At 67.8% G+C, this 22,291-nt stretch carries 24 protein-coding genes; 7 read left to right on the forward strand and 17 right to left on the reverse strand.

Features of this window, described 5'->3' with window-relative positions:
* Nucleotides 1-6: 6 nt before the first annotated feature.
* The 3 genes from yaaA to DSD19_RS07705 all read right to left on the reverse strand — a co-directional run bounded on the left by yaaA (nt 7) and on the right by DSD19_RS07705 (nt 3,300).
* Nucleotides 7-783, reverse strand: coding sequence for a peroxide stress protein YaaA (yaaA, locus tag DSD19_RS07695; RefSeq protein ID WP_075783869.1), 777 nt, complete (start codon nt 781-783; stop codon nt 7-9).
* A 60-nt stretch (nt 784-843) separates the two neighbouring features.
* A complete protein-coding gene (gene recQ, locus DSD19_RS07700) occupies nt 844-2,886 on the reverse strand; it encodes a DNA helicase RecQ (RefSeq protein WP_207802431.1) in 2,043 nt (680 codons plus the stop codon).
* A 126-nt stretch (nt 2,887-3,012) separates the two neighbouring features.
* Nucleotides 3,013-3,300, reverse strand: coding sequence for a YggT family protein (locus DSD19_RS07705; protein ID WP_075783868.1), 288 nt, complete (start codon nt 3,298-3,300; stop codon nt 3,013-3,015).
* Between the two features lie 152 nt (nt 3,301-3,452).
* Here DSD19_RS07705 and DSD19_RS07710 point away from each other — a divergent pair, with 152 nt between their 5' ends.
* The 6 genes from DSD19_RS07710 (at nt 3,453) to arfB (ending at nt 8,641) form a co-directional block, all read left to right on the forward strand.
* A complete protein-coding gene (locus DSD19_RS07710; RefSeq protein WP_113669155.1) occupies nt 3,453-3,986 on the forward strand; it encodes an acyl-CoA thioesterase in 534 nt (177 codons plus the stop codon).
* 87 nt (nt 3,987-4,073) lie between these two features.
* Entirely contained in the window at nt 4,074-5,438 is a 1,365-nt protein-coding gene (locus DSD19_RS07715; protein ID WP_243627808.1) for an MFS transporter, read from the forward strand.
* Entirely contained in the window at nt 5,423-6,334 is a 912-nt protein-coding gene (mepA, locus tag DSD19_RS07720) for a penicillin-insensitive murein endopeptidase (protein WP_075783866.1), read from the forward strand. Before DSD19_RS07715 ends, mepA begins: the two co-directional genes overlap by 16 nt.
* Nucleotides 6,307-7,224 (forward strand): esterase-like activity of phytase family protein, encoded by a 918-nt coding sequence (locus DSD19_RS07725; RefSeq protein ID WP_113669156.1) that lies wholly within the window; start codon nt 6,307-6,309, stop codon nt 7,222-7,224. The genes mepA and DSD19_RS07725 overlap by 28 nt, the downstream gene beginning before the upstream one ends.
* Nucleotides 7,225-7,293: 69 nt before the next feature.
* Nucleotides 7,294-7,914, forward strand: a complete 621-nt coding sequence (locus DSD19_RS07730; RefSeq protein WP_075783864.1) for a queuosine precursor transporter — start codon at nt 7,294-7,296, stop codon at nt 7,912-7,914.
* A gap of 304 nt (nt 7,915-8,218) precedes the next feature.
* Nucleotides 8,219-8,641 (forward strand): alternative ribosome rescue aminoacyl-tRNA hydrolase ArfB, encoded by a 423-nt coding sequence (gene arfB, locus DSD19_RS07735; RefSeq protein ID WP_075783863.1) that lies wholly within the window; start codon nt 8,219-8,221, stop codon nt 8,639-8,641.
* Between the two features lie 387 nt (nt 8,642-9,028).
* Here the strand turns inward: arfB and serB are convergent, their stop codons facing one another.
* The 3 genes from serB to DSD19_RS07750 form a co-directional block, all read right to left on the reverse strand.
* Nucleotides 9,029-9,904, reverse strand: coding sequence for a phosphoserine phosphatase SerB (serB, locus tag DSD19_RS07740; RefSeq protein ID WP_113669157.1), 876 nt, complete (start codon nt 9,902-9,904; stop codon nt 9,029-9,031).
* 110 nt (nt 9,905-10,014) lie between these two features.
* Nucleotides 10,015-10,665 (reverse strand): GntR family transcriptional regulator, encoded by a 651-nt coding sequence (locus tag DSD19_RS07745; RefSeq protein WP_075783860.1) that lies wholly within the window; start codon nt 10,663-10,665, stop codon nt 10,015-10,017.
* Nucleotides 10,666-10,698: 33 nt separating this feature from the next.
* A complete protein-coding gene (locus tag DSD19_RS07750; RefSeq protein ID WP_165828088.1) occupies nt 10,699-11,385 on the reverse strand; it encodes a M48 family metallopeptidase in 687 nt (228 codons plus the stop codon).
* 119 nt (nt 11,386-11,504) lie between these two features.
* Here DSD19_RS07750 and DSD19_RS07755 point away from each other — a divergent pair, with 119 nt between their 5' ends.
* Complete coding sequence (locus tag DSD19_RS07755) at nt 11,505-11,840, forward strand: TIGR02300 family protein (protein WP_075783858.1); 336 nt, start codon at nt 11,505-11,507, stop codon at nt 11,838-11,840.
* A 166-nt stretch (nt 11,841-12,006) separates the two neighbouring features.
* Here DSD19_RS07755 and DSD19_RS07760 read toward each other — a convergent pair whose 3' ends face one another.
* The 11 genes from DSD19_RS07760 to DSD19_RS07810 all read right to left on the reverse strand — a co-directional run bounded on the left by DSD19_RS07760 (nt 12,007) and on the right by DSD19_RS07810 (nt 22,228).
* Entirely contained in the window at nt 12,007-13,230 is a 1,224-nt protein-coding gene (locus DSD19_RS07760) for a phenylacetate--CoA ligase family protein (RefSeq protein ID WP_113669158.1), read from the reverse strand.
* Nucleotides 13,231-13,294: 64 nt separating this feature from the next.
* Nucleotides 13,295-14,119 (reverse strand): ABC transporter ATP-binding protein, encoded by an 825-nt coding sequence (locus DSD19_RS07765; protein ID WP_075783856.1) that lies wholly within the window; start codon nt 14,117-14,119, stop codon nt 13,295-13,297.
* 58 nt (nt 14,120-14,177) lie between these two features.
* The gene (locus DSD19_RS07770) at nt 14,178-15,458 is read right to left on the reverse strand and encodes an ABC transporter substrate-binding protein (protein ID WP_113669159.1); all 1,281 of its coding nucleotides are present in this window, start codon (nt 15,456-15,458) and stop codon (nt 14,178-14,180) included.
* Nucleotides 15,459-15,522: 64 nt separating this feature from the next.
* Nucleotides 15,523-16,599 (reverse strand): branched-chain amino acid ABC transporter permease, encoded by a 1,077-nt coding sequence (locus tag DSD19_RS07775; protein WP_075783854.1) that lies wholly within the window; start codon nt 16,597-16,599, stop codon nt 15,523-15,525.
* Complete coding sequence (locus tag DSD19_RS07780) at nt 16,600-16,971, reverse strand: VOC family protein (RefSeq protein ID WP_075783853.1); 372 nt, start codon at nt 16,969-16,971, stop codon at nt 16,600-16,602.
* Nucleotides 16,968-17,201: a hypothetical protein gene (locus tag DSD19_RS22045; RefSeq protein ID WP_113669160.1), complete on the reverse strand. Its 234-nt coding sequence runs from the start codon at nt 17,199-17,201 to the stop codon at nt 16,968-16,970. The genes DSD19_RS07780 and DSD19_RS22045 overlap by 4 nt, the downstream gene beginning before the upstream one ends.
* A 1-nt stretch (nt 17,202) precedes the next feature.
* Nucleotides 17,203-18,195, reverse strand: coding sequence for a branched-chain amino acid ABC transporter permease (locus DSD19_RS07790; protein WP_113669161.1), 993 nt, complete (start codon nt 18,193-18,195; stop codon nt 17,203-17,205).
* Nucleotides 18,188-18,946: an ABC transporter ATP-binding protein gene (locus DSD19_RS07795; RefSeq protein WP_243627823.1), complete on the reverse strand. Its 759-nt coding sequence runs from the start codon at nt 18,944-18,946 to the stop codon at nt 18,188-18,190. The genes DSD19_RS07790 and DSD19_RS07795 overlap by 8 nt, the downstream gene beginning before the upstream one ends.
* A gap of 71 nt (nt 18,947-19,017) precedes the next feature.
* Complete coding sequence (locus DSD19_RS07800) at nt 19,018-19,371, reverse strand: hypothetical protein (RefSeq protein WP_113669162.1); 354 nt, start codon at nt 19,369-19,371, stop codon at nt 19,018-19,020.
* Nucleotides 19,368-21,533: an AMP-binding protein gene (locus tag DSD19_RS07805; RefSeq protein WP_113669163.1), complete on the reverse strand. Its 2,166-nt coding sequence runs from the start codon at nt 21,531-21,533 to the stop codon at nt 19,368-19,370. The genes DSD19_RS07800 and DSD19_RS07805 overlap by 4 nt, the downstream gene beginning before the upstream one ends.
* Nucleotides 21,534-21,895: 362 nt before the next feature.
* Nucleotides 21,896-22,228 (reverse strand): DUF3775 domain-containing protein, encoded by a 333-nt coding sequence (locus tag DSD19_RS07810; RefSeq protein ID WP_075783848.1) that lies wholly within the window; start codon nt 22,226-22,228, stop codon nt 21,896-21,898.
* Nucleotides 22,229-22,291: the final 63 nt, after the last annotated feature.

Here is a 22,291-nt window from a genome sequence, read left to right on the forward strand (position 1 = left end):
GTTCCGTCAGGAGTCGCCGTCCCGCAGGAACACGAGCGTGCTGTCGTCCGAAACTTCGGGCCGGAACCGGTAGCCGCCCGCGTCGAAGTCCTTCAGGCCCTCGGGATCGGTCAGGCGGCGTTCGACGATGAACCGCGCCATCGCGCCCCGTGCCTTCTTGGCGTAGAAGCTGACGATCTTCGGCCCCGAGGGGCGCTCCTCGAAAAAGACCGGCGTGACGACCTTGGGCCTTAGTGCGGCCCGGTCGGCGGCGGTGAAATACTCCTTGCTGGCGCAGTTCACCAGAAAGTCCGTGCCTGCCGCCTCTGCCGCGCGGTTCAGCGCCTCGGCGACCCGGTCGCCCCAGAAGTCGTACAGGCAGGCGCCTTTCTCGGTCGCCAGCCGACTGCCCATTTCCAGCCGGTGCGGCTGGATCGCGTCGAGCGGACGCAACAGCCCGTACAGCCCCGACAGGATGCGCAGATGGCCTTGGGCATAGCGCAGGTCTTCGGGATCAAGCGATCCGGCATCGAGCCCGGCATAGGTGTCGCCGTCGAAAAGATGGACGGCGGGTTTCACCGCCTCGGGGGCGGGGTCGGCCTGAAAGCCCGCGAACCGCGCGGCATTGAGGCTGGCAAGACTGTCGCTGATATGCATGAGCCCGCGCAGATCCTCGGGCGACAGCCGCGCCGCCACCCCGGCCAGATGGGTGGCTTCGGCCTGAAACTCGGGCCGCGTCGTCTCGGCCCTCTCGGGACCGGGCTTTTCGTCAAGCCGTTTGGCGGGCGAAATCACCACAAGCATCGGGAACCTCCTGCACGTTCGGGCGACTGATAGCAGCCCTGCGGCCGGGGTAAAGGCGCCTCAGCCCTCGGCCAGCACGTCGAGGAAGGCCGCCCCGAAGCGGTCGGCCCGGCGTTCGCCCAGAAGCCGGGTCAGCGTGCCCATGTCCGAGGGCCGGATCTCGGCCAGCTTGGCCACCTGCGAGGCGGTGCAGCTCAGCGGCTTTTCGCAGCCATCCTCGCCCCGGGCGAGCCTGTTCTGCGCGGCCATCAGCCGGTCGTAAAGCGAGGCCGCGCCGCCGCCCGCCAGCTTGCGCCGGGCGGGGTGGGGCAGGTCGGCCTCGGCGCCGGTGATGACCTTCAGGAACTCGGCGCCGTGGCGTTCCAGCTTGGTGGCGCCGACGCCCGAGATCCGCGCCATGGCGTCGAGGCTGGCGGGGCGGGTCTCGGCCATCTCGATCAGGGTTCGGTCGGTGAAGATGATATAGGCGGGCACGCCTGCGGCCTCGGCCAGCGCCCGGCGCTTGGCCTTCAGCGCCGACAGCAGCGGCGCGTCCTCCTCGCTGACCAGCATCTTGACGGCGGGCCGGGCGGCGGCGGCCGCGGCGATGGTGTCGCGGCGCAGCTCGATCGTCGCCTCGCCCTTCAGGATCGGGCGCGCGGCCTCCATCATCCGCAGCGCGCCGTGGCGTTCGGGATCGGGGCGGACCAGGTCGCGGCCCATCATCTGGCGGAACACCGCCTGCCAGCCGCGCTTGTCGAATTCGCGCCCGACGCCGTAGGTTGGCAGCTTGTCATGGCCGCACTCGCGGATCTTGTCGGTCGCGGCCCCGGTCAGGATGTCGATCAGATGGCCGGTCCCGAAATACTCGCCTGTCCGCAGCATCGCCGACAGCGCCTTGCGCACGGCCTCGGTGGCGTCGAACCGCTCGGGCGGGTGGTCGCAGAGATCGCAATGCCCGCAAGGCACGGCCTCTTCGCCGAAATAGCCCAGAAGCGTCTGGCGGCGGCAATCGAGCGCCTCGGCCAGCCCCAGCAGCGCGTTCAGCCGGGCATGATCGGCGGCGCGGCGTTCGGGCGGCGCCGGGCTTTCGTCGATCTGGGTCCGGCGCAGGCGGATGTCGTCGGGGCCATACAGCGTCAGCGTCTCGGCCGGGGCTCCGTCGCGGCCCGCGCGGCCGATTTCCTGGTAATAAGCCTCGATCGACTTGGGCAGGTCGGCATGGGCGACCCAGCGGATATCGGGCTTGTCGATCCCCATCCCGAAGGCGACGGTTGCGACCACGATCAGCCCGTCCTCGGTCTGGAACCGCGCCTCGACCGCGCGGCGGTCCTGGGCCTCCATGCCCCCGTGATAGGAACAGGCGCTGTGGCCCGCCTGTTCCAGCGCGGCGGCGAGGCTTTCGGTCTTGGCCCGCGTCGCGCAATAGACGATGCCCGACTGGCCCTTGCGGGCGGCGGCATAGGCCAGGATCTGGCGGCGGGGCTGGTCCTTGGGGCTGAAGGCCAGCCGGATGTTCGGGCGGTCGAAACCGCGCAGGAAGGTTTCCGGTGCCTCGCCGTCGAACAGCCGGGTGACGATCTCGGCCCGGGTCTCGGCATCGGCGGTGGCGGTGAAGGCCGCCAGCGGCACGTTCAGCGCCCGGCGCAGGTCGCCGATCCGCAGGTAGTCGGGGCGGAAATCATGGCCCCACTGGCTGACGCAATGCGCCTCGTCGACCGCGATCAGCCCGACGCCGATCCGGCGCAGCATGTTGGCGGTGCCGCCCGAGGCCAGCCGTTCGGGCGCCATGTACAGAAGCTTCAGCCGCCCGGCCTCGAGCGCGTCGAATACCGCCCGGGTTTCCTCGTCGGTATTGCCCGAGGTCAGCGCACCGGCCGGCACCCCGGCCTCGGTCAGCCCGCGCACCTGGTCGCGCATCAGCGCGATCAGCGGCGAGATCACCACGGTCACGCCATCGCGCAGCAGCGCCGGAAGCTGGAAGCACAGCGACTTGCCGCCCCCGGTGGGCATGATCGCAAGCGTGTTGCGGCCCGAGGCCACGGCCTCGACGATGTCCTGCTGGCCGGGACGGAAGGCGTCGAAGCCGAAGATCGACTGCAAAAGGGCGTGGGGGCGGTCCATGGTTTCCATGGTATTTTAGGAAAACTGCTCGGTACCATGGACCATCCCATACTAAGACGGGGTGAACAACCCTCGGGGCGCGGCGCCGCCGGTGCCCCGGCCCGCGCTCCGGATGGCCTCAGGCGATCAGACGAAGGCCATCATGTTGTTGGCGATGATGATCCGCAGCGCATAGATCGCGATCAGCACGATCAGCGGCGCCAGATCGAGCCCGCCGGTATTGGGCAGGATGCGGCGCACCGGCGAATAAAGCGGCTCGAGCAGCCGGTTCAGGCCCGACCAGATCTGGCGCACCAGCGGCTGGTAGACGTTGAGCACGTTGAAGCTGATCAGCCAGGACATGATGATCTGGACGATGATGATGAACCAGACGATGTCGAGGATCAGCAGGAGGATCTGGAACAGAGACAGCATGGGCAGGCCTTTCCTGGGGCGGTTGCCCAAGAGGTAGGCGGACAGGCGCCCATGCGCAACGGGCTTTCCGTCACGCTTTCCGCCGCGAGTCCCTTGACCGCAGCCCCGTGCCGCGCGAGGCAGGGTTGCCTCATGCGCGACGGAGCCTGCCGATGTATCCCTTCTTCCGCCTGTTCAAGGAACTCTACCTGCACCGCAATGCCGAGCCGCTGCCGCTGACCGGCATCCATGTCTCGCGCCATGTCTGCTGGCCCTGGGATCTGGACATGTGGATGGAGTTGAACAACGGGCGGACGCTCACGCTGCTGGATCTGGGGCGGCTGCCGCTGGCGCAGCGGGTCGGGCTGATCGCCGTGCTCAGGCGCGAGCGCTGGGCGCTGACCATGGCCGGGGTCTCGGTGCGCTACCGCCGCCGGGTGAAGATGTTCGACACCTTCGAGATCCGCAGCCGCTGCGTCGGGTGGGATGACAAGTTCCTCTATATCGAACAGGGCATGTGGCGAAACGGCGACTGTGCCAACCACGCGCTGTATCGCGCGGCGGTCACCGACCGGAACGGCATCGTGCCGACGGCACGGATGATGGCGGCGATGGGACGCGAGGTCGCTCCGCCGCCCCTGCCGGACTGGGTGCAGGCCTGGATCGCGGCCGAGGCCGAACGTCCCTGGCCGCCCATGGCCGACTGACCGGACCCGGCCTCCGCCCCGAGAAGACCGATTGCGCCTGACCCGGAAACCCTGTCAGATGAGCGGGTTGCGGGATGGCGGGGCAAGATGGCGGCGATCGATGGCAGGATGGCACAGCGGCGGATCTGGGGCTGGTGGTTTTACGACTGGGCCAGCCAGCCCTATGCGACGCTTCTACTGACCTTCATCTTCGCGCCCTATGTCAAGGATCTGCTGGGCGACGGCTCGGCGGCGCAGGCGGCCTGGGGCTACGGGGTCGGCGCGGCCGGGCTGATCGTCGCCCTGCTGGCCCCCTGTCTTGGCGCGGTCGCCGACCTGAACGGGCACCGGATGCCCTGGATCGCGCTGTTCTCGGTCTTCTATGTGTTGGGCGCGGCCGGGCTCTGGTTTGCCGATCCGACGGGGTTCAGCCTGCCTTTGATCCTGTGCTTCTTCGGGCTCGGGCTGGTCGGCATGGAGTTCTCGGCGATCTTCGTCAATGCGATGCTGCCCGATCTGGGGCCGCGCGACGAACTGGGGCGGATCTCGGGATCGGGCTGGGCCTTCGGCTATGTCGGCGGGCTGATCGCGCTGGTGCTCACGCTGGCCTTCTTTGCCGAGAACGAGGCCGGACGGACCCTGCTCGGGCGCGCGCCGGCCTTCGGGCTCGACCCGGAAACGCGCGAGGGCACCCGGTTCGTCGGGCCCTTCGTGGCGATCTGGTATGCGGTCTCGATGCTTCCGTTCTTTCTTTGGGTGCGCCTGCCGCAAAGCCCGCGCCGCGCGACGCTGCGCCAGGCGCTGGGCCAGGTCGGGCCCGAGCTTTCGGCGACGCTGCGACGTCTGCCGAAGACGCCAAGCCTGTCGGCCTATCTGCTTTCCTCGATGGTCTACCGCGACGCGCTGAACGGGATGTATGTCTTTGGCGGCATCTACGCGGCGGGGGTTCTGGGCTGGTCTGTGGTCGATGTGGGCCTGTTCGGCATCCTCGCCGTGGTGACCGCGGCCCTCGTCGCCTGGCTGGGCGGCAAGGCCGACCGCCGCTTCGGGCCGAAACCGGTGATCCTCGTCTGCCTTGTCGCGCTGATCGCGGCGGCGGTGCTGGCGATCTCGATCTCGCGGACGACGGTTCTGTGGCTGCCGGTGGCGCCGGGCTCGACCCTGCCCGATCTGGCCTATTACCTGGTCGGCGCGGTGATCGGCGCGGCGGGCGGCGCGCTGCAAAGCGCAAGCCGCACGATGATGGTGCGTCAGGCCAATCCGGCGCGGATGACCGAAAGCTTCGGGCTTTACGCGCTGTCGGGCAAGGCCACCGCCTTTCTGGCGCCGATGTCGATCGGGCTGGTGACCGACCTGACCGGCTCGCAGCCCGCGGGCATTATCCCTCTGGTTGTTCTTTTCCTGCTGGGGCTCGGTCTGCTAGGCTTCGTCCGGGCAGAGGGCGAACGGGCGGATCGATGGCCAACACCCTGAGCGGAAAGATCCTGGCGCTGGCACTGGCGGTTGCGACCGCTCTGCCGGTCTCGGCGGCGCCGACGGCGGCCTCGCTGTTCGGGGCGGAGAAACGCGCCTCGCGGCAGGCGCCCGCGCCCATCGGCACCTACGCCAGGGGCTGCGGCGCCGGTATGGTGCAGCTGCCCGAGACCGGCCCGACCTGGCAGGCGATGCGGCTGTCGCGCAACCGCAACTGGGGCCAGCCCGAAATGATCGCCTTCATCCAGCGGCTGGGTGGCCACGCTGCCGCCATCGGCTGGAAGGGCATCTATGTCGGCGATATCAGCCAGCCCCGGGGCGGTCCGATGACCAGCGGGCATGCCTCGCATCAGATCGGGCTCGACGCCGATATCTGGATGTTGCCGCCCAGGCGGCTGACCCTGACCCGGGCCGAGCGGGAATCGATCTCGTCGATCTCGGTGCGCTCTGCCGACCAGCGCCGGGTGAACGGCAACTATACCGCCGCGCATGCAGCACTTTTGCGCGCCGCGGCGATGGACCCGGCGGTCGACCGGATCTTCGTCACCGCCCCGGTCAAGATCGAGATGTGCAAGCATGCGACCCGCGCCGACCGCGCCTGGCTGCAGAAGATCCGCCCGCTTTACGGGCATGACACGCATTTTCACGTGCGTTTGAAATGTCCGCCCGGCGCGCGCAGTTGCGAGACCCAGCGGCCCACGGTAGCGGAACTGTCGAAGGGCGGGGATGGCTGCGACGAGACGCTGACATGGTGGGTGACCGACTATCTCGATCCGCCGAAGAAGGCGGCCCGGCCCGCGCAACCGGCCAAGCCCCAGCCCAGAAAGCGGGGCGCGCGCGAGTTCACCATGACCGACCTGCCCCGCGAATGCCGCGCCGTGCTGGCCTCGGACTGAGCCTCGCCGCCGGTCTTCTGGCCTTGGGCGCGACGGCCCTGTCGCCGCGCGCCGCCCCCGGAACGCGGGCCGAACTGGTCGCCGAGCTGGCCATCGCCAAGACCGCCGCGACGCAGGGGCTTTCGGGGCTCGAGCTTTCGGCCGATGGCACAAGCAGCCGTCTGGTCGCCGACCGGGGCTGGCGGCTGGATGTCACCATCGCCCGCAGGGACGAGATCCCCGTCGCACTGCGGGTCTCGGCGCCGCATCCCCTGACCGGCCCGGACGGGCGCCCGCTGGAAGGACGGGCCGAGACCGATGCCGAGGCGCTGGCCCTGGCGCCAGACGGCACGCTTTACGTGGCCTTCGAGGGCGATCACCGGATCCTGCGCTGGGCGCCGGGCGCGGTGCGCCCCGAGGCGCTGGACCCGCCGCCCGACGCCGCCGCCTATCCCGAGAATGGCGGGATCGAGGCGCTGGCGCTGGGCCCGGACGGCGCGCTTTACGCCATTCCCGAACGCTGGACGGAGGACGGCGCGATCCCGGTCTACCGCCATGACGCCCGGGGCTGGACCCGCGCCGCCAGCTTGCTGCCACAGGGGCGGTTTCACCCCTCAGGCGCGGATTTCGGCCCCGACGGGCAGCTTTATCTTCTGGAACGCGCCTTCGACGGGCCGTTCGGCTTTCGCAGCCGGGTCCGGCGCATCGCGCTGGGACCCGACGGCGCGACCGAAGACAGCGTCCTGCTGGAAACCGGGTCGGGCCGGCACGGCAATCTGGAAGGGCTGGCGGTCTGGCGCGACAAGGCCGGGGCGATCCGGCTGAGCCTGGTCAGCGACGACAACGGGCTGGCGATCCAGCGCAACCAGTTCGTCGAATACCGGGTTGTCAGCGGCGCGGCGGGGCTGTAGGAAACCGCGTCCGGCGGGCCTCCCGCGCGGACCAAGTCTCCGCGACCTTGCCAAAACGGAACCCGCAGCATGACCCGTCTTCTTCCCGGCATCCTTGCCATGGCCGCCATCGTCGTGGCCTCGAATATCCTCGTCCAGGTGCTGTTCGGCCAATGGCTGACGCTGGGCGCCTTCACCTATCCGCTGGCCTTTCTCGTGACCGACGTGATGAACCGCGTCTATGGCGTGGCCGCCGCCCGCCGCGTGGTCCTGGCGGGCTTCGTGGTGGGGGTGATCTGTTCCTTCATCGGCACCCAGATCCAGGGCGAGTTCGGCCCGATCGTCACCCTGCGCATCGCCATGGGGTCGGGGCTGGCCTTCCTCTGCGCGCAACTGCTGGACGTGGCGGTGTTCGACCGGCTGCGCGCGGGCCGCTGGTGGCGGGCGCCGCTGGCCTCGACCCTGATCGGGTCGAGCGTCGATACGCTGGTCTTCTTCAGCGTCGCGTTTTCCGGAACGCTCAGCATGCTGGAGCCCGCCAATGACGTGTCCTGGGCGGGTGAGATGCTGCCGCTTCTGGGGGTCGGACCGCAGGTGCCGCTGTGGGTTTCGCTGGCGCTGGCGGATTGGTGCGTGAAACTTGCCCTCGCCTTGATCGCGCTTGTGCCATTTCGCTTGATTGTTAGGCGTATGACCGCACAGCTTGCGTGAATTAACTGGACTTATACCAGATCTGTGGCAGGCTGAACTCAACGGCAACAGCAGAAAGGAGGTGGTCCAGTGTCTAGAGTGATATTGGAGAAGGGTCTTGGAACAGTCAGGGGGGCCGTGGTCTGAGGGCAATCCCTGAGACTGAAATCTTCTGATTGGGCCCACGCTCTAACCGGGCCATCTCCGTAGCTCTCGGGGCCGTTCGCAAGAACGGCCCTTTCCGTTTCGTCCTCTCGGCCCATGATGGGGCAGGCCGGGGCCGCCATGCTCTTGCGTCCTGCGACCACCGCGATAGGGTCCCCCCATGCTGCGCATCACCGATACCGTCGCCCTTGCGGACTGGGAACTGACCGAGGTGTTCTCGCGCTCCTCCGGCCCCGGCGGGCAGAACGTCAACAAGGTCTCGACCGCGGTCGATCTCAGGTTCGAGGCCGAGCGGTCTCCGAACCTGCCCGGCCCGGTCAAGTCCCGGCTGAAACGGCTGGCGGGGCGGCGCTGGACCCAGGACGGCGCGGTGCTGATCCGGGTCGAAGAGACCCGCAGTCAGGCCCGCAACCGCGAGATTGCCCGCGAGCGGCTGGCCGAGCTGATCCGGAAGGCGCTGGAAAAGCCCAAACGGCGGGTGCCGACCCGGCCCACGCTGGGGTCGCAACGTCGGCGGCTGGCGGCCAAGAAGGAACGCGGCGCGGTCAAGGCGCTGCGCGGGTCGGTCGACGACACCGACTAGGCGGCGATGCGGCCTGATCTCGGTCCACCGGAGTGCACCGGTACCTCCTGGCCGGATTGGTCTCGGCCGCCCAGCCTGCGATTTCAGCGCAGGCGGTGAAATCGCCAGGATCCGCGAATCCGAAGATGAGGGCAAGCTTCTCCCAGTGTCCAAATACGTTCTGCATCTCCAGCCAGCACCCTCCTTCGGTCAGAGGATTGGATCGGGCAAACTCGATGAGCGCGCCGAGGTCGTCTTCGTGGTCGTCTGCCGACGCAGGCAATGCCTGAAGGAAGATCACGGAGATCAGTCCGGCGCGCCTCCTCATTCCCGGCCTCCTCTTCCCGGACAGGTCTGCCGGGACTCGGGTGGCTTATGCCGGAAATGGTCTTGGACGGTCCGAACGAGCTAGGAAACGAACTCGTCCCGGGCGTAGCCCTGCAGGTACAGCAGCGCGGTCAGGTCGCCGTGATTGACCCGAAGCTCGCATTGGGCCGCGACCGAGGGCTTGGCATGCAGCGCGACGCCCGCGCCCGCAAGCCCCAGCATGCCCAGATCGTTCGCCCCGTCGCCGACGGCAAGCGCATCCTCAACTCCGATGCCCAGCCGCTCTGTCACCTCGCGCAGCGCCGCGACCTTGGCCTCGCGCCCCAGAATCGGCTCGGCCACGGTGCCGGTCAGGCGGCCGTCCTCGATCAGCAGCGTGTTGGCGCGGTACTCGTCGAAACCGAGCGCGGCCCCGACCTTCGAAGCGAAATTGGTGAAGCCGCCCGAGACCAGAAGCGCATGGGCGCCGTTGGCCTTCATTGTCGCGACCAGCACATGGCCGCCCGGCATGAAGGTGATCCGCTCGGCCAGCACCTTGTCGATGACGCGCGCATCGAGCCCCTTGAGCAACCCGACCCGTTCGCGCAGCGCGCCGTGGAAATCCAGTTCGCCATTCATCGCCCGCGCGGTGATCTCGGCGACCCGGGGGCCGACCCCCGCCTCGGCGGCCAGTTCGTCGATGCACTCCTGCTGGATCATGGTCGAATCCATGTCCGCGATCAGCAGCCGCTTGCGGCGGCCCTCGGCGGGCTGGGCCACAAGGTCGATCCCCAGCCCCTGCAGACCGGCCCAGACCTCGCGGAAATTGCCGGGCAGCGCCGCGACGGCAAACTCGGCGGCAATGCCGGGGGCCAGCCAGATCGCCTCGCCGCCGCCCCAGGCATCCCGAAGCGATTCGACGGTGCCGCGGTCGAGGGACGCGCGCGCGGGGTTGGTCAGAAGCGTGACGACAGGCATGGGGCAGGTTCCGATCGGCTGCTGGGCGCCGCAAAAGCGCGGTCGCGGGCCGGAATAGCCCAGCTCCGGGTCGTGCGCCAGAGCGGCGGGGGCGCACCCGGCATCGCCGATCAGGTCGCGAGGAACTTCAGCCCCTGGGTCACGTCGGTGCGCACCGCCAGCCGCAGCGCGGGTTCGTCCCCGACCCGAAGCGCGGCGAGGATCATCCGGTGATGCTGCGGCGGCTCGGTCCGGCCGAGGCGTCCGTAGAACGACCGCATCGTCGGGCCAAGCTGCAGCCAGACCGTCTCGGCGATGGCCAGCATCGCGGGGGCCTGGGCGCGCAGGTAAAGCGCGCGGTGAAATTCCAGGTTCTTCTGGATATAGGCGACCGCATCGCCCCGTGCGACGACCTCGCCGATTTCGGCATTGATCTTCTGCATCCGCTCGATCAGCGCGAAATGCGCGCGGGGCAGGGCGCGGCTGGCCAGTTCGGGTTCCAGCAACCCGCGCAGCGAGGCCAGTTCCTCCAGCCGCTCGTTCGACAGCTCGGGTGTCGAGACCCGGCCCGACGAGGACAGGGTCAGCGCGCCCTCGGCCACGAGCCGCCGCACCGCCTCGCGGGCAGGGGTCATCGACACGCCAAAGCTCTTGCCGATCCCCCTCAGCGTCAGGGGCGCGCCGGGGGCCAGTTCGCCATGCATGATCTGGGTCCGGAGCGTGCGGTAAAGACGCTCATGGGCCGCAGAGACGGTCTCGCCGGGGCGGGTCTGGATCAGCATGGGGGCGATAGTGCTGCCGCGCGGGGCCGGGCGTCAATCGCCGAAACGCACACGGTGAAGCGCCGCGCCATTGGCCCTCAGCCAGGCGCGGGGCGCTTCATAGCCCGGCATCAGCCGCGCGACCACGGCCCAGAAGGCGGGCGAGTGGTTCATCTCGACCAGATGCGCCACCTCATGGGCCGCGACATAGTCCAGCACCTCGGGCGGGGCCATGATCAGCCGCCAGGCGAACATCAGATCGCCCCGCGAGGAACAGGACCCCCAGCGCGACCGGGCGTCGCGAAGCGTGAGCCGCCGGTAGGACAGCCCCAGCGCGGCGGTATAGCCGTCGGCCGCCGCCGCCAGACGCGCCCGCGCCCGGGTCTTCAGGAAGGCCTGCACCCGGGCGGGCACCTCGGCCGCGGGGCCGGGCACGGCCAGCGTCCCCTCGTGCAGCCGCGGCGCCCGGCCGCTGCCGGGCACCAGCGCCAGCGCGCGGCCCTCGTAGGGCACCGTGCCGCCCGCGCGCACCACCTGATCCTCGGGCCGCGCCGACAGGTGCCGGCGGATCCAGGCTTCCTTCTCGCGGACGAAGGCCAGCCCGTCGGCCTCGGGCGCGCGCTGCGGCAGGGTCAGCGTCACCCGTCCGTCAAGCTGCGAGACGCGCAGGGAATAGCGCCGCGCCCGCGCCGAACGGCGCAGCGTGACCTCGAGCGGCGGATCGCCGGGAATGCGGGTGATGCTCATCTCTGCCTCGTCTTTTCCTGCGAGCATATCAGCCGAAAAGGGCTTTGACACGTGGGGGGACTTATGGCACGTGGCTGCAACCGCAAAGCCGTGACCCCTGTGAGAGGATGCCCATGCCCAAGGAAGAATGGGGCGTTAAGCGCGTTTGCCCGCACTGCTCTACCCGATTTTACGATCTTCAGCGCGACCCGATGACCTGCCCCTCCTGCGGTCACAGCTTTTCCGCGGAAAGCCTGACCACCGGCAAGCACCGCACGCTGATCGCCGAGAAGGCCGCGCCCGCCAAGGCGCGCGATGAAGACATCGACACCGATGACGACATCATCGATGACGAGGACGACAGCACCGATGTCGACCTGGGCGACGATGTGCTCGAGGACGACGACGACGACAATGTCTCGCTCGACGATATCGCCGACATGTCCTCCGAGGACGACGACGAGACCTGAGCATTCGGCCGGGCGGCCCTGCGGGGCCCCGCCCGGCCCGCCGGAACGGGCAGGGGCCGCGGGCCGGGCGACGGAACCGTCCGGCAGGCATTGCCTGCACCGGACCATTCCGCCCCCGAAATCCCTGCGCCGCCGGACCTGAGGGGCCTCCCGAGGCGCCGGGCGGTCAGTCGTATTTCCGGGTGTCCTCGATCACCAGCCCGTCATTGGGCAGGCTGCCGGGCGCGACCAGCTCGATCTCTGCCTTCAGCTTGAGCACGGCGGCCACCGAGGCCGCGTAGGGCGCGGGGTCGGTCGCCTCGGTCTCGATCCGCACCGTCATCATGTCCTTCTCGCCCGCGCGCCCCGCCACGACCCGCGCTTTCGCGACGTCGGGATGCCGCGCGACCAGATCGGCGACCTGCTCGGGGCGCACGAACATGCCCTTGATCTTGGTGGTCTGGTCGGCCCGGCCCATCCAGCCCTTGATGCGCATGTTGGTGCGGCCGCAGGGCGAGAGGCCCGGCAGCACCGCCGACAGATCGCCGGTCGCGAACCGCACCAGCGGATAGTCGGGGTTCAGCGCGGTCACCACGACCTCGCCCACCTCGCCCTCGGGCACGGGATCGCCGGTGCCGGGGCGCACGATCTCGACGATCACGCCCTCGTCGACGATCATCCCCTCCATCGCCGGGCTTTCATAGGCGACATTGCCCAGATCGGCGGTCGCATAGCATTGCAGGCAGGCGATGCCGCGATCCGCATATTCCTGGCGCAGCGACGGGAACAGCGCCCCGCCCGACACGACGGCGCGCTGGATGCGCGAGAGGTCCATCCCCAGCTCGTCCGCCCGATCGAGCAGCACCTTGAGGAAATCGGGGGTGCCGGCATAGGCGGTCACGCCTACGTCATGGGCGGCGCGCACCTGCAGATCGGTCTGGCCGGTCCCCGCGGGCAGGATCGCCGCGCCGACCGCCCGCGCGCCGTTCTCGAACATCATCCCGGCGGGGGTCAGATGATAGCCAAAGCAGTTCTGGACGATGTCGCCCTCGCCGATCCCGGCGGCATAGAGGAAGCGCCCCAGCCGCCACCAGTTGGTGCTGACGCAGCCCGGTTCGTAGATCGGACCCGGCGACTGGAAGATATGGTCGAACTGATGCTGGCCCCAGGCGGTGTAGCCGCCCAAGGGGGCCTCGGCCGATTGCGCGGCCACCAGTTCGGACTTGCGCAGGACCGGCAGCGCCGCCAGCGCCTCGCGCGAGGTCACGGCCAGCGGGTTCACCTCGGCCAGCGTCGCGGCATAGCCGGGCAGCGCGCGCGCGGCCGCGATCAGCGTCGGCAGGCATTCGGCCAGCGAAGCGGCCCGCGCGTCCGCCGAGCGGGTTTCGAGATCGTCGAAATGGACGGACATAAGCACTCCTTCGGTCACTCTTTCCGGTCTGCGAGGGCAGCGTGGCCCGACGAGTGCCTTTTCGTCAACTCAGCCAGCGCTTGCGGCGACGATACGACCGTACGTCACGAAAGCTCTTGCGGCCCTGATCTGACATCCCGAGATAGAATTCCTTGACGTCCGGGTTCTCGCGCAGATCCGCCGCCGGGCCGTCCATCACGATGCGGCCGGATTCGAGGATATAGCCGTAATGGGCATAGCGCAGTGCCACGTTGGTGTTCTGCTCGGCCAGAAGGAAGGTCACGCCCTCGTTCTCGTTGACCGATTTCACGATCTCGAAGATCTGTTCGACCAGCTGCGGCGCCAGCCCCATCGAGGGCTCGTCCAGCAGGATCATCTGCGGCCGGCTCATCAGCGCCCGGCCGATGGCGACCATCTGCTGCTCGCCGCCCGAGGTATAGCCCGCCTGGCTTTTCCGCCTTTCCCTCAGGCGCGGGAAATAGCCATAGACCATCTCCAGGTCTGCCTGGATCGCGGCGCGGCCGTCGGTGCGCGTGTAGGCGCCGGTCAGCAGGTTTTCCTCGACCGTCAGATGCTCGAAGCAGTGCCGCCCCTCCATCACCTGGATCACGCCCGCCTTGACCAGATCGGCGGGGTTCAGGTCCTGCACGCGCGTCCCGCGATAGAGGATCGAGCCCTTGGTGACCTCGCCGCGTTCCGACCGCAGAAGGTTCGAGATGGCCTTCAGCGTCGTGGTCTTGCCCGCGCCGTTGCCGCCCAGAAGCGCCGTGATGCCGCCCTGCGGCACCGACAGCGACACGCCCTTCAGCACCAGGATGACGTGGTTGTAGATCACCTCGATATTGTTGACCTCAAGCAGGGTCTCGCCCTGCGGCGCGGCATCGAACATCGGCGTTTTCCTTGTGGGCGAAGCCCCCGGCCGGGTCGCGGCCGGGGGCGGACAGGGCTTAGTCGCAGCGCGGCGCGATGCCGTTCTCGGCCGCGAAGGCCGCGGAATCCGCCTCGACCAGCGGCGCGATCACCTCGGCATCGGGGGCGATGAAATCGGTCAGCGGCACCCATTTCTTGTCGCCCGCGTTCCACTGCTGGACGATGGCCATGCCCGACCCGCCGTGATCGGCGCAGCTCACGGTGAATTCCGGGCCGATCCCCGGCATGCCCAGCGCGTCCATCCTGGCGGCGGTCATCTCCAGATGCTCCATCCCGTCGCGCATCATCGCCGCGTCGATCTGGGCGGTGCCGGTCATTTCCTGCGCGGTTTTCGCCGCCTCGACCGCCAGCATCGCCGCATACATGCCACGCGTATAAAGCACCGAGCCCACATTGGACCCGTCGCCCGCCGCCAGCCCCTTGTCGACGACATGGGTGCGGATATCGGCGAAGACCGGGTAATCGACCACCCGGTTCATGTTCAGCGCCTTGTAGCCGTCGGCGGCCATGCCCGCGGGGGTCACGTCATGTTCAGCCCCGGCCCACCAGTTGCCGATGAAATGGTCCATCGGGAAGCCGATGTTGGCGGCCTCCTGGATCGCGACCTGGTTCATCACGCCCCAACCCCACATCACCACGACATCGGGCCGCTCGCGCCGGATCTGCAGCCATTGTGACTTCTGCTCCTGTCCGGGGCTGTCGACCGGGATCAGCGTCAGCCTGAAGCCGTGCTTCTTCGACAGCGCCTCGAGCGTCGGGATCGGCTCCTTGCCATAGGCCGAGTTGTGATACAGCAGCGTGATCTTCTTGCCCTCGAGGCTGCCGCCGTTCTCGTCCATCAGGTACTTGATGACGACCGAGGCCCCGTCCCAGTAATTGGCGGGATAGTTGAACACCCATTCGAAGACCTTGCCATTGGCGGCCGAGGTGCGGCCATAGCCCATGGTGTGCAGCGGGATGTGATCGGCCTCGACCTTCGGGATCAGCTGATAGGTGATGCCGGTGGACAGCGGCTGGTAGATCAGCGCGCCGTCGCCCTTGGTGGCCTCGTAGCACTCGACCCCCTTCTCGGTGTTGTAGGCGGTCTCGCATTCGGGCACCCGGGCCTTGACCCCGCCGATGCCGCCGTCGCGTTCGTTCATCAGGGTGAAGTAGTCCTGATAGCCGTCCGAGAAGGGAATGCCGCCCGCCGCGAAGGGGCCGGTGCGGTAGCTGAGATCGGGGAAGACCAGATCGGCCAGGGCAGGGCCCGCGGCCAGGGCCGCGCAAAGCGCAAGCGGTGCCAGTCGTGTCGTCATGTCGTCGTTCCTCCCTTGAAAATGCGTGCCGGGTTGGCCCGGTCGGTCGCGCGTGTCGTGCCCGTCAATGCGGGAATGGCCAGAGCCTCAGCTTTTCCTTTCCGATCCGCCAGAGCTGCGCCAGCCCGTGCGGCTCGGCGATCAGAAAGCCGATGATCAGCGCCCCCACGATCATCAGCTGGACATGGGCGGTCAGGTCGGTGGGCCATCCCAGCGTGCCGACCAGCACGTTTTTCAGCAGGACCGGCAGCAGCACCAGGAAGGCCGCGCCCGCGAAGCTGCCGAAGATCGAGCCGAGCCCGCCGATGATGATCATGAAGAGGATGAGAAAGCTCTTCTGGATGCCGAAGGCCTCGCCGACCTCGACCGCGCCCAGATAGACCGCGAAGAACAGCGCGCCCGCGATGCCGATATAGAAGGACGAGACCGCAAACGCCGTCAGCTTGGCCTTGAGCGGGTTCACCCCGATGATCTCGGCCGCGATGTCCATGTCGCGGATCGCCATCCAGGACCGCCCGACCGTACCCCGCGTCAGGTTGCGCGCGGCCCAGGCCAGCACGACGGCGAAGACGAGACAGATCATGTATTGCGCCCAGGCCTCGACGCCGGGGCCTGTGACCGGCAGGCCGAAGACGCTGCGCGCGGGCGCCGAGATCTGCCCCGAGGCCGAATAGTTGTAGAACCACGGCACCTTGTTGAAGAGCCAGACCAGGAAGAACTGCGCCGCCAGCGTCGCGACCGCGAGATAGAAGCCCTTGATCCGCAGCGAGGGCAGGCCGAACAGCACCCCCACCGCCGCCGTGACCAGCCCGCCGCCCAGGATGCAGACGACGATGTTGAGGTCGGGAAAGGCGGTCATCAGCTTGTAGCAGGCATAGGCCCCCACCGCCATGAAGCCGCCGGTGCCCAGCGACAGCTGCCCGCAATAGCCCACAAGGATGTTAAGCCCGATGGCGGCGATGGCATAGATCAGGAAGGGCACGAAGATCGCGCTGGCCCAGTAGTCGTCGATGACGAAGGGCACGACCGCGAAGGCCAGCACCAGCACTGCGTAATAGCGGTAGCGGTCGAACCCGATCGGAAAGGTCTGGCTGTCGTCCCGGTAGGACGTCTTGAAATCGCCGGCCTCGCGGTAGAACATTCAGTCGACCTCCCTGGCATCTTTTGGAAAATCCCCTTCGGGCGGAACCAGGCAGAAGCGGTGCCCGGTGGGCGCCTGCATCACCACCCAGTCCTTGATCCGCGTGATCTCGACCGCGCCGAGGCCGGTCAGACGGGCGCATTCGGCCTCGATATCGTCGGTCTCGATGTCGAGATGCACGCGGGGGTCGTGGCCGACCGCCTGCAGGATCACCTGCGGCGCGGCGGGCGGGCCACTGAGCTGGGCATAGCGCCCGTCCTCGACGAGAGCACCCTCGCGCCCCAGCGCCGCCGACCAGAAGGCCAGTGCCGGACCCAGATCGTCGGTCTGGCAATCGATGCAAAGGCCGCCGATCCGGGTCCGGTGAGTCACAGCGGCCTCCGCACCCGGGCGACGCCCATGGGCATCGTCCTGATGACCGGCCGCTTGCCGCGGACCAGCCGCACCCAGCACAACATGCCGGCCACGAAGCCCGCGAAGGACAGCAGGCCGTAGATCACCGACATCCATTCGGCGTCGTTCGACGAGGCCACGGCAAGATAGGCGAACGCATAGAAGAACCCCCAACCGATCACACAGGCAATGGCATAGAGCTTTTGCATGTCAGACCCTTTCGATGATCCTCTCTCCGAACAGGCCCTGCGGCCTGAACACCAGAAAGACTAGCGCCAGCACATAGGCGAACCAGTTCTCGGTCGCGCCGCCGATCATCGGGCCGACCGTGAATTCGAACAGCTTCTCGCCGACCCCGATGATCAGCCCGCCGACGATGGCGCCCGGGATCGAGGTGAAACCGCCCAGCATCAGCACCGGCAACGCCTTCAGCGCGATCAGCGACAGGCTGAACTGTACACCGGACTTGGCGCCCCACATGATGCCCGCGACCAGCGCGACGATGCCCGCGATGGACCAGACCAGCACCCAGATGAAGCGCAGCGAGATGCCGACCGACAGCGCCGCCTGATGATCGTCGGCCACCGCCCGCAGCGCCCGGCCCTGCTTGGAAAACTGCGAGAACAGGGTCAGCGAGATCACCAGAACCGCCGCGACCAGCGTCGCCACGATGTCGAGCCTGTCGATGAAGAAGCCGTAGAACTCGTCGCTGCCCCAGCCCGCGGTGGCCTGTTCAAGCCAGGCGCTGCCGCCCTGTGGCAGCCCCACATCCAGCGTCTTGATGTCGGCGCCCCACATGATGTCGCCGAACCCTTCAAGGAAATAGGCCAGCCCGATGGTCGCCATGAACAGGATGATCGGCGCCTGGTTGACCAGATGCTTGAGGATCAGCCGCTCGATGGCGATGGCCAGCAGCACCATCACCCCCACCGTCAGCACGATCGCCACCACCGCCGGAAGCTGCCAGCCGAAATGATGCAGATCGGTGCCGAGCGCCGCGTTGATCAGATGGGCGAAGGGCACCTGTCCCTCCTGCAACCCGACCAGCGTCAGCGCCGCGAACAGCGCCAGCACCCCTTGCGCGTAGTTGAAGATGCCCGAGGCCTTGAAGATCAGGACGAAGCCCAGCGCCACCAGCGCATAAAGCACCCCCGCCATCAGCCCGTTGATCATCACCTCGACGGCGTAAAGCAGATCAGTCATGGGCCACCCCCAGATAGGCGTCGATCACGTCCTTGCTGGCGCGTACCTCCTCGGGCGGGCCGTCGCCGATCTTGCGGCCGTAATCCATCACCACCACCCGGTCGGACAGGTCCATGACCACGCCCATGTCATGCTCGATCAGCACGATGGTGGTGCCGAATTCGTCGTTCACATCGAGGATGAAGCGCGACATGTCCTCCTTCTCCTCGACATTCATCCCGGCCATGGGTTCATCCAGCAGCAAGAGCCGCGGCTCGGCCGCCAGAGCCCGGCCCAGTTCCACCCGCTTCTGCAAGCCGTAGGGCAGACGGCCCACCGGGGTCTTGCGGATATGCTGGATCTCGAGGAAGTCGATGATCTTCTCGACCGCCTCGCGGTGCGCGCTTTCCTCGCGCTCGGCCGGACCCCACCACAGCGCCTGGGACAGCAGCGAGGATCTCATCCGGGTGATACGCCCGGTCATGATGTTGTCGAGCGTCGACATGCCGGAAAAGAGCGCGATGTTCTGGAAGGTCCGGGCGATCCCCTGCCGCGCGACCTTGTAGGGGCGCATTGGCGGACGCCGCGCGCCCTCGAACCAGACCTCGCCTTCGGTTGGCCGGTAGAAGCCCGATATCACGTTCAGCATCGAGGACTTGCCCGCGCCGTTCGGGCCGATGATGGCGCGGATCTCGCCCTCGCGGATATCGAAGGAGATGTCCTTGATCGCGACCACGCCCCCGAAGCGGAGCGTGATGTTTCTCAGCTCCATCAGCACCGGGCCGATGGCGCGGCCATCCTCGGTCACATGCGAAGGGGTGGGGGGCGGAGGCACCATCCGGTTCATATCGCCGCCAGGAGTTTCGTCATCGCCATGCGGACGCCCGAACCCAGCACGGTGGCGGCGCCGTAGACGAAGACCATGGTCACGAGATTGGCCAGCCCGTAGCGCAGCGCATGCGACAGCGGCGCGAGGCGGCCGCCTTCGGGCGTCGGCGGTTCCTGCGGCACCCGGATCTGGGCGAAGACCGCCAGCGCCAGCGAAAAGACCGCGGCCAGGGCCCAGAAACCGGCGCCGAGGGCCACCATCGCGGTCAGCAGGGCGAAGCTTGCCCAGAGCACGTCCTTCTGGGCCCGTCCGAACGGGATCTGCCAGTCGAGCGAGGGCATCGGGATCGTAGGTCGGTTCTCGGTCATTCCGCGGCCACCTTCCTCGGGAATTCTGCCGGGAAGCTGCGCGCGTCCCGGATCTTGAGCGTGGCCCGGATGCGCCCCTTGCGCCCGTCCTCGTACGTCACCTCGGTTTCGGTGTATTTCTCGGCCGAGCCGTCATAGAGCGCGGCCACCAGATCGGCGAATTTCTCCTCGATGATGCGGCGGCGGACCTTGCGGGTGCGGGTCAGCTCGCCGTCATCGGCGTCAAGCTCCTTGTGCAGCACCAGAAACCGGCGGACTTGACAGCCCGACAGCATCTCGTCCCCGGCCAGCGAGCGGTTGACCTCCTCGACATGCGACTTGATCGTCTCAAGGACGCGGGGGTGGCCCGCGAGTTCCTGATAGGACGCATAGGCGATGTTGTTGCGCTCGGCCCAGTTGCCGACCGCGGTGAGGTCGATGTTGATGAAGGCGGTGCACATCTCGCGCCCGGCGCCGAACACCACCGCCTCGAGGATGTCGGGGAAGAACTTCAGCTTGTTCTCGACATATTTGGGCGCGAACAGCGCGCCATCGGACATCCGGCCCACATCCTTCGCGCGGTCGATGATCCTGAGATGGCCGCTGGCCTCTTCGAAGAAACCGGCATCGCCGGTTGCGACCCAGCCCTCGGCATCCTTGGTCGAGGCGGTGCTTTCGGGGTTCTTGTAATATTCGACGAAGGTGCCGGGGCTGCGATAGAAAACCTCGCCGCTCTCGCCGATCTTCACCTCGACCCCGGGACTCGGTACGCCGACCGTGTCGGACCGGACCTGCCCGTCGGGCTGCTGGGTGATGAAGACCGAGGCCTCGGTCTGGCCGTACAGCTGTTTCAGGTTGATCCCGAGCGAGCGGTAGAAGTCGAAGATCTCGGGGCCGATGGCCTCGCCCGCCGTATAGGCCACCCGGATGCGCGACAGGCCCAGCGTGTTCTTGAGCGGCCCGTAGATCAGCACCTCGCCGGTGCGGTAGTCGAAATAGTCGCGCAGCGGCTTGGGATAAAGGTTCAGCAATGGCCCCCGCGCCCGGTAGTGCTTTCGCGCCTCCAGCGGGTGGCGCAGCCGCACGAAGAAGCCGCGCACCGCGTTCTCGGCCAGGGTCTCGATCGCGAATCCGATGCCCATCGCATAGCGGTAGATCCAGCGGACGCGGCGCCTCAGCGTCGGACGCGACTGCTTGCGGCGATAGCGCGGCATCCCGAAGCGTTCGCCGGTGCCCTTGGCGAAGCCCATGAAATGCCTGAACAATGCGTGTTTCAGGTCGCCCGCATCCTCCATCCGGATCATCACGCTGGTCAGCATGGTCTCGAAGATCCGGGGCGGCGCGAAGAAATAGGTGGGCCCGATCTCGCGCAGGTCGGTCATCATCGTGTCGGGGCTTTCGGGGCAGTTGACGCAGAAACCCGCGACCATGGCCTGACCGATGGAGAAGATGAAATCGCCGACCCAGGCCATCGGCAGATAGGCCAGAACCTCCTCGTCCTGACCCAGATGGTCGAAGGCGACCGAGGCCTTCGCGGTCTCGATGATGTTGCGGTTCGACAGCACCACGCCCTTGGGCTTGCCGGTGGTGCCCGAGGTGTAAAGCATGACGCAGGTCGTGTCCCAGGTCTGCTCGGCGATGCGCGCGTCAAGCTCGGGTTCCAGCCGACGATGCGCCGCGCGGCCCTCGTCGCCGATATCGTGCAGCCAGTTCAGATGGCTGTGGTCGTATTTCCGCATGCCGCGCTTGTCGTTGTAAAGCACATGCTCGACGCCGGGCGCGCGGTCGCGGATCTCGATGACCTTGTCGACCTGTTCCTGATCGCCGCACACGACGAAGCGGGCGCCGCAATGGTCCAGCACATAGGCCATCTCTTCGGCCACCGCGTCCTGATACAGTGGCACCGGCACCGCGCCGCACATCTGGGCGGCCACCATCGCCCAGTAATGCGCGGGCCGGTTGCGGCCGATCACGGCGACATGGTCGCCCCGCGCCATCCCCAGCGCCAGAAAGCCCAGCGCCATGGCGCGGATCTCGTCCGCCGCCTCGGCCCAGGTCCAGCACTGCCAGATCCCGAATTCCTTCTCGCGATAGGCCGGGCGGTCGCCGTAAAGCGCGACGTTGCGCGCCAGCAGCGCCGGAATGGAACAGGGATCGTGCGCAGACGCGCCAGGTGCCGCCAAAGGTCGTCCTCCCCCCTTCGCCAGACCCCGGACCTGCCCGCGTTGCCCGCGGGTCTGTCCGGGTCCGGCCTGCGCGCCCCGACCGATCGGGCCGCAGCGACGAGGCCGGATGGTCCGGCCGCATCGACTGCGTTCCTGCGCATGGTTTCCTCATCGCGCCCGGACATAAGGCCCCGTTGGGCCCCCCTCCACATCCGGGCGTTGATGGCAGATTTGCGCAAGCCCAAACCCGGGTCAAGGGAAAGGTTGGATAATTGCGCGAGGCGGGCAGCTGTGGGAAATTTTGCTTTCCGTAACGGGAGGATGGCCCGCCCGGGCGGGTGCCGTGCACCAGTGGTGAAGACGCGGTGCCGGGCCGGTGCCTAGCGGTCGAAGAAATCCTCTTCGACATCGGCCGGGCTGATCCCGATGGCTTCAAGCCCGGCTTCGAGATAGTCGGCAAAAAGCGGCATGTTCACGAGATAGTCCTCGGTCGGCGTGGTCGCCTCGGCCTTGGCGGTCTCGATCGCCTCTTCCAGCTCGTCCGCGTCGAAGGTTTCGCGGCCGATCCAGGTCAGCGCCACAAGGCTTGCCTTTTCGTCCTCGTTCATCGCCGCGATGAAGCCGCGCAGCTCGGCCTCGCCCAGGCGTTTCTCGCGGGCCTGAAAGATCACCTGCACCACCTTGCTGGGGCTGATTTCCAAGAGCTCTTCCATGGGTCGTCTTCTCCTCCGGCACGGGCGCACAGTGTCGCCTGCGCCCGTCGCGGAGGCAAGGGC

Origin of the sequence: Rhodovulum sp. BSW8 (genome assembly GCF_003314725.1) — a bacterium.
Lineage (GTDB): Bacteria > Pseudomonadota > Alphaproteobacteria > Rhodobacterales > Rhodobacteraceae > Rhodovulum > Rhodovulum visakhapatnamense.

What these genes read in the sequence shown, in the direction of transcription:
- DSD19_RS07760 (WP_113669158.1), bottom strand. Translation starts at nt 13,230, where the DNA reads ATGTCCGTCCATTTCGACGATCTCGAAACCCGCTCGGCGGACGCGCGG.
- DSD19_RS07755 (WP_075783858.1), top strand. Translation starts at nt 11,505, where the DNA reads ATGCCCAAGGAAGAATGGGGCGTTAAGCGCGTTTGCCCGCACTGCTCT.
- DSD19_RS07725 (WP_113669156.1), top strand. Translation starts at nt 6,307, where the DNA reads ATGCCGCGCCGTGCTGGCCTCGGACTGAGCCTCGCCGCCGGTCTTCTG.
- DSD19_RS22045 (WP_113669160.1), bottom strand. Translation starts at nt 17,201, where the DNA reads ATGCAAAAGCTCTATGCCATTGCCTGTGTGATCGGTTGGGGGTTCTTC.
- DSD19_RS07795 (WP_243627823.1), bottom strand. Translation starts at nt 18,946, where the DNA reads ATGGAGCTGAGAAACATCACGCTCCGCTTCGGGGGCGTGGTCGCGATC.
- DSD19_RS07715 (WP_243627808.1), top strand. Translation starts at nt 4,074, where the DNA reads ATGGCGGCGATCGATGGCAGGATGGCACAGCGGCGGATCTGGGGCTGG.
- DSD19_RS07775 (WP_075783854.1), bottom strand. Translation starts at nt 16,599, where the DNA reads ATGTTCTACCGCGAGGCCGGCGATTTCAAGACGTCCTACCGGGACGAC.
- DSD19_RS07765 (WP_075783856.1), bottom strand. Translation starts at nt 14,119, where the DNA reads ATGTTCGATGCCGCGCCGCAGGGCGAGACCCTGCTTGAGGTCAACAAT.
- DSD19_RS07800 (WP_113669162.1), bottom strand. Translation starts at nt 19,371, where the DNA reads ATGACCGAGAACCGACCTACGATCCCGATGCCCTCGCTCGACTGGCAG.
- DSD19_RS07705 (WP_075783868.1), bottom strand. Translation starts at nt 3,300, where the DNA reads ATGCTGTCTCTGTTCCAGATCCTCCTGCTGATCCTCGACATCGTCTGG.
- DSD19_RS07810 (WP_075783848.1), bottom strand. Translation starts at nt 22,228, where the DNA reads ATGGAAGAGCTCTTGGAAATCAGCCCCAGCAAGGTGGTGCAGGTGATC.
- yaaA (WP_075783869.1), bottom strand. Translation starts at nt 783, where the DNA reads ATGCTTGTGGTGATTTCGCCCGCCAAACGGCTTGACGAAAAGCCCGGT.
- recQ (WP_207802431.1), bottom strand. Translation starts at nt 2,886, where the DNA reads ATGGACCGCCCCCACGCCCTTTTGCAGTCGATCTTCGGCTTCGACGCC.
- serB (WP_113669157.1), bottom strand. Translation starts at nt 9,904, where the DNA reads ATGCCTGTCGTCACGCTTCTGACCAACCCCGCGCGCGCGTCCCTCGAC.
- DSD19_RS07710 (WP_113669155.1), top strand. Translation starts at nt 3,453, where the DNA reads ATGTATCCCTTCTTCCGCCTGTTCAAGGAACTCTACCTGCACCGCAAT.
- DSD19_RS07730 (WP_075783864.1), top strand. Translation starts at nt 7,294, where the DNA reads ATGACCCGTCTTCTTCCCGGCATCCTTGCCATGGCCGCCATCGTCGTG.
- DSD19_RS07790 (WP_113669161.1), bottom strand. Translation starts at nt 18,195, where the DNA reads ATGACTGATCTGCTTTACGCCGTCGAGGTGATGATCAACGGGCTGATG.
- arfB (WP_075783863.1), top strand. Translation starts at nt 8,219, where the DNA reads ATGCTGCGCATCACCGATACCGTCGCCCTTGCGGACTGGGAACTGACC.
- DSD19_RS07770 (WP_113669159.1), bottom strand. Translation starts at nt 15,458, where the DNA reads ATGACGACACGACTGGCACCGCTTGCGCTTTGCGCGGCCCTGGCCGCG.
- mepA (WP_075783866.1), top strand. Translation starts at nt 5,423, where the DNA reads ATGGCCAACACCCTGAGCGGAAAGATCCTGGCGCTGGCACTGGCGGTT.
- DSD19_RS07745 (WP_075783860.1), bottom strand. Translation starts at nt 10,665, where the DNA reads ATGCTGATCCAGACCCGCCCCGGCGAGACCGTCTCTGCGGCCCATGAG.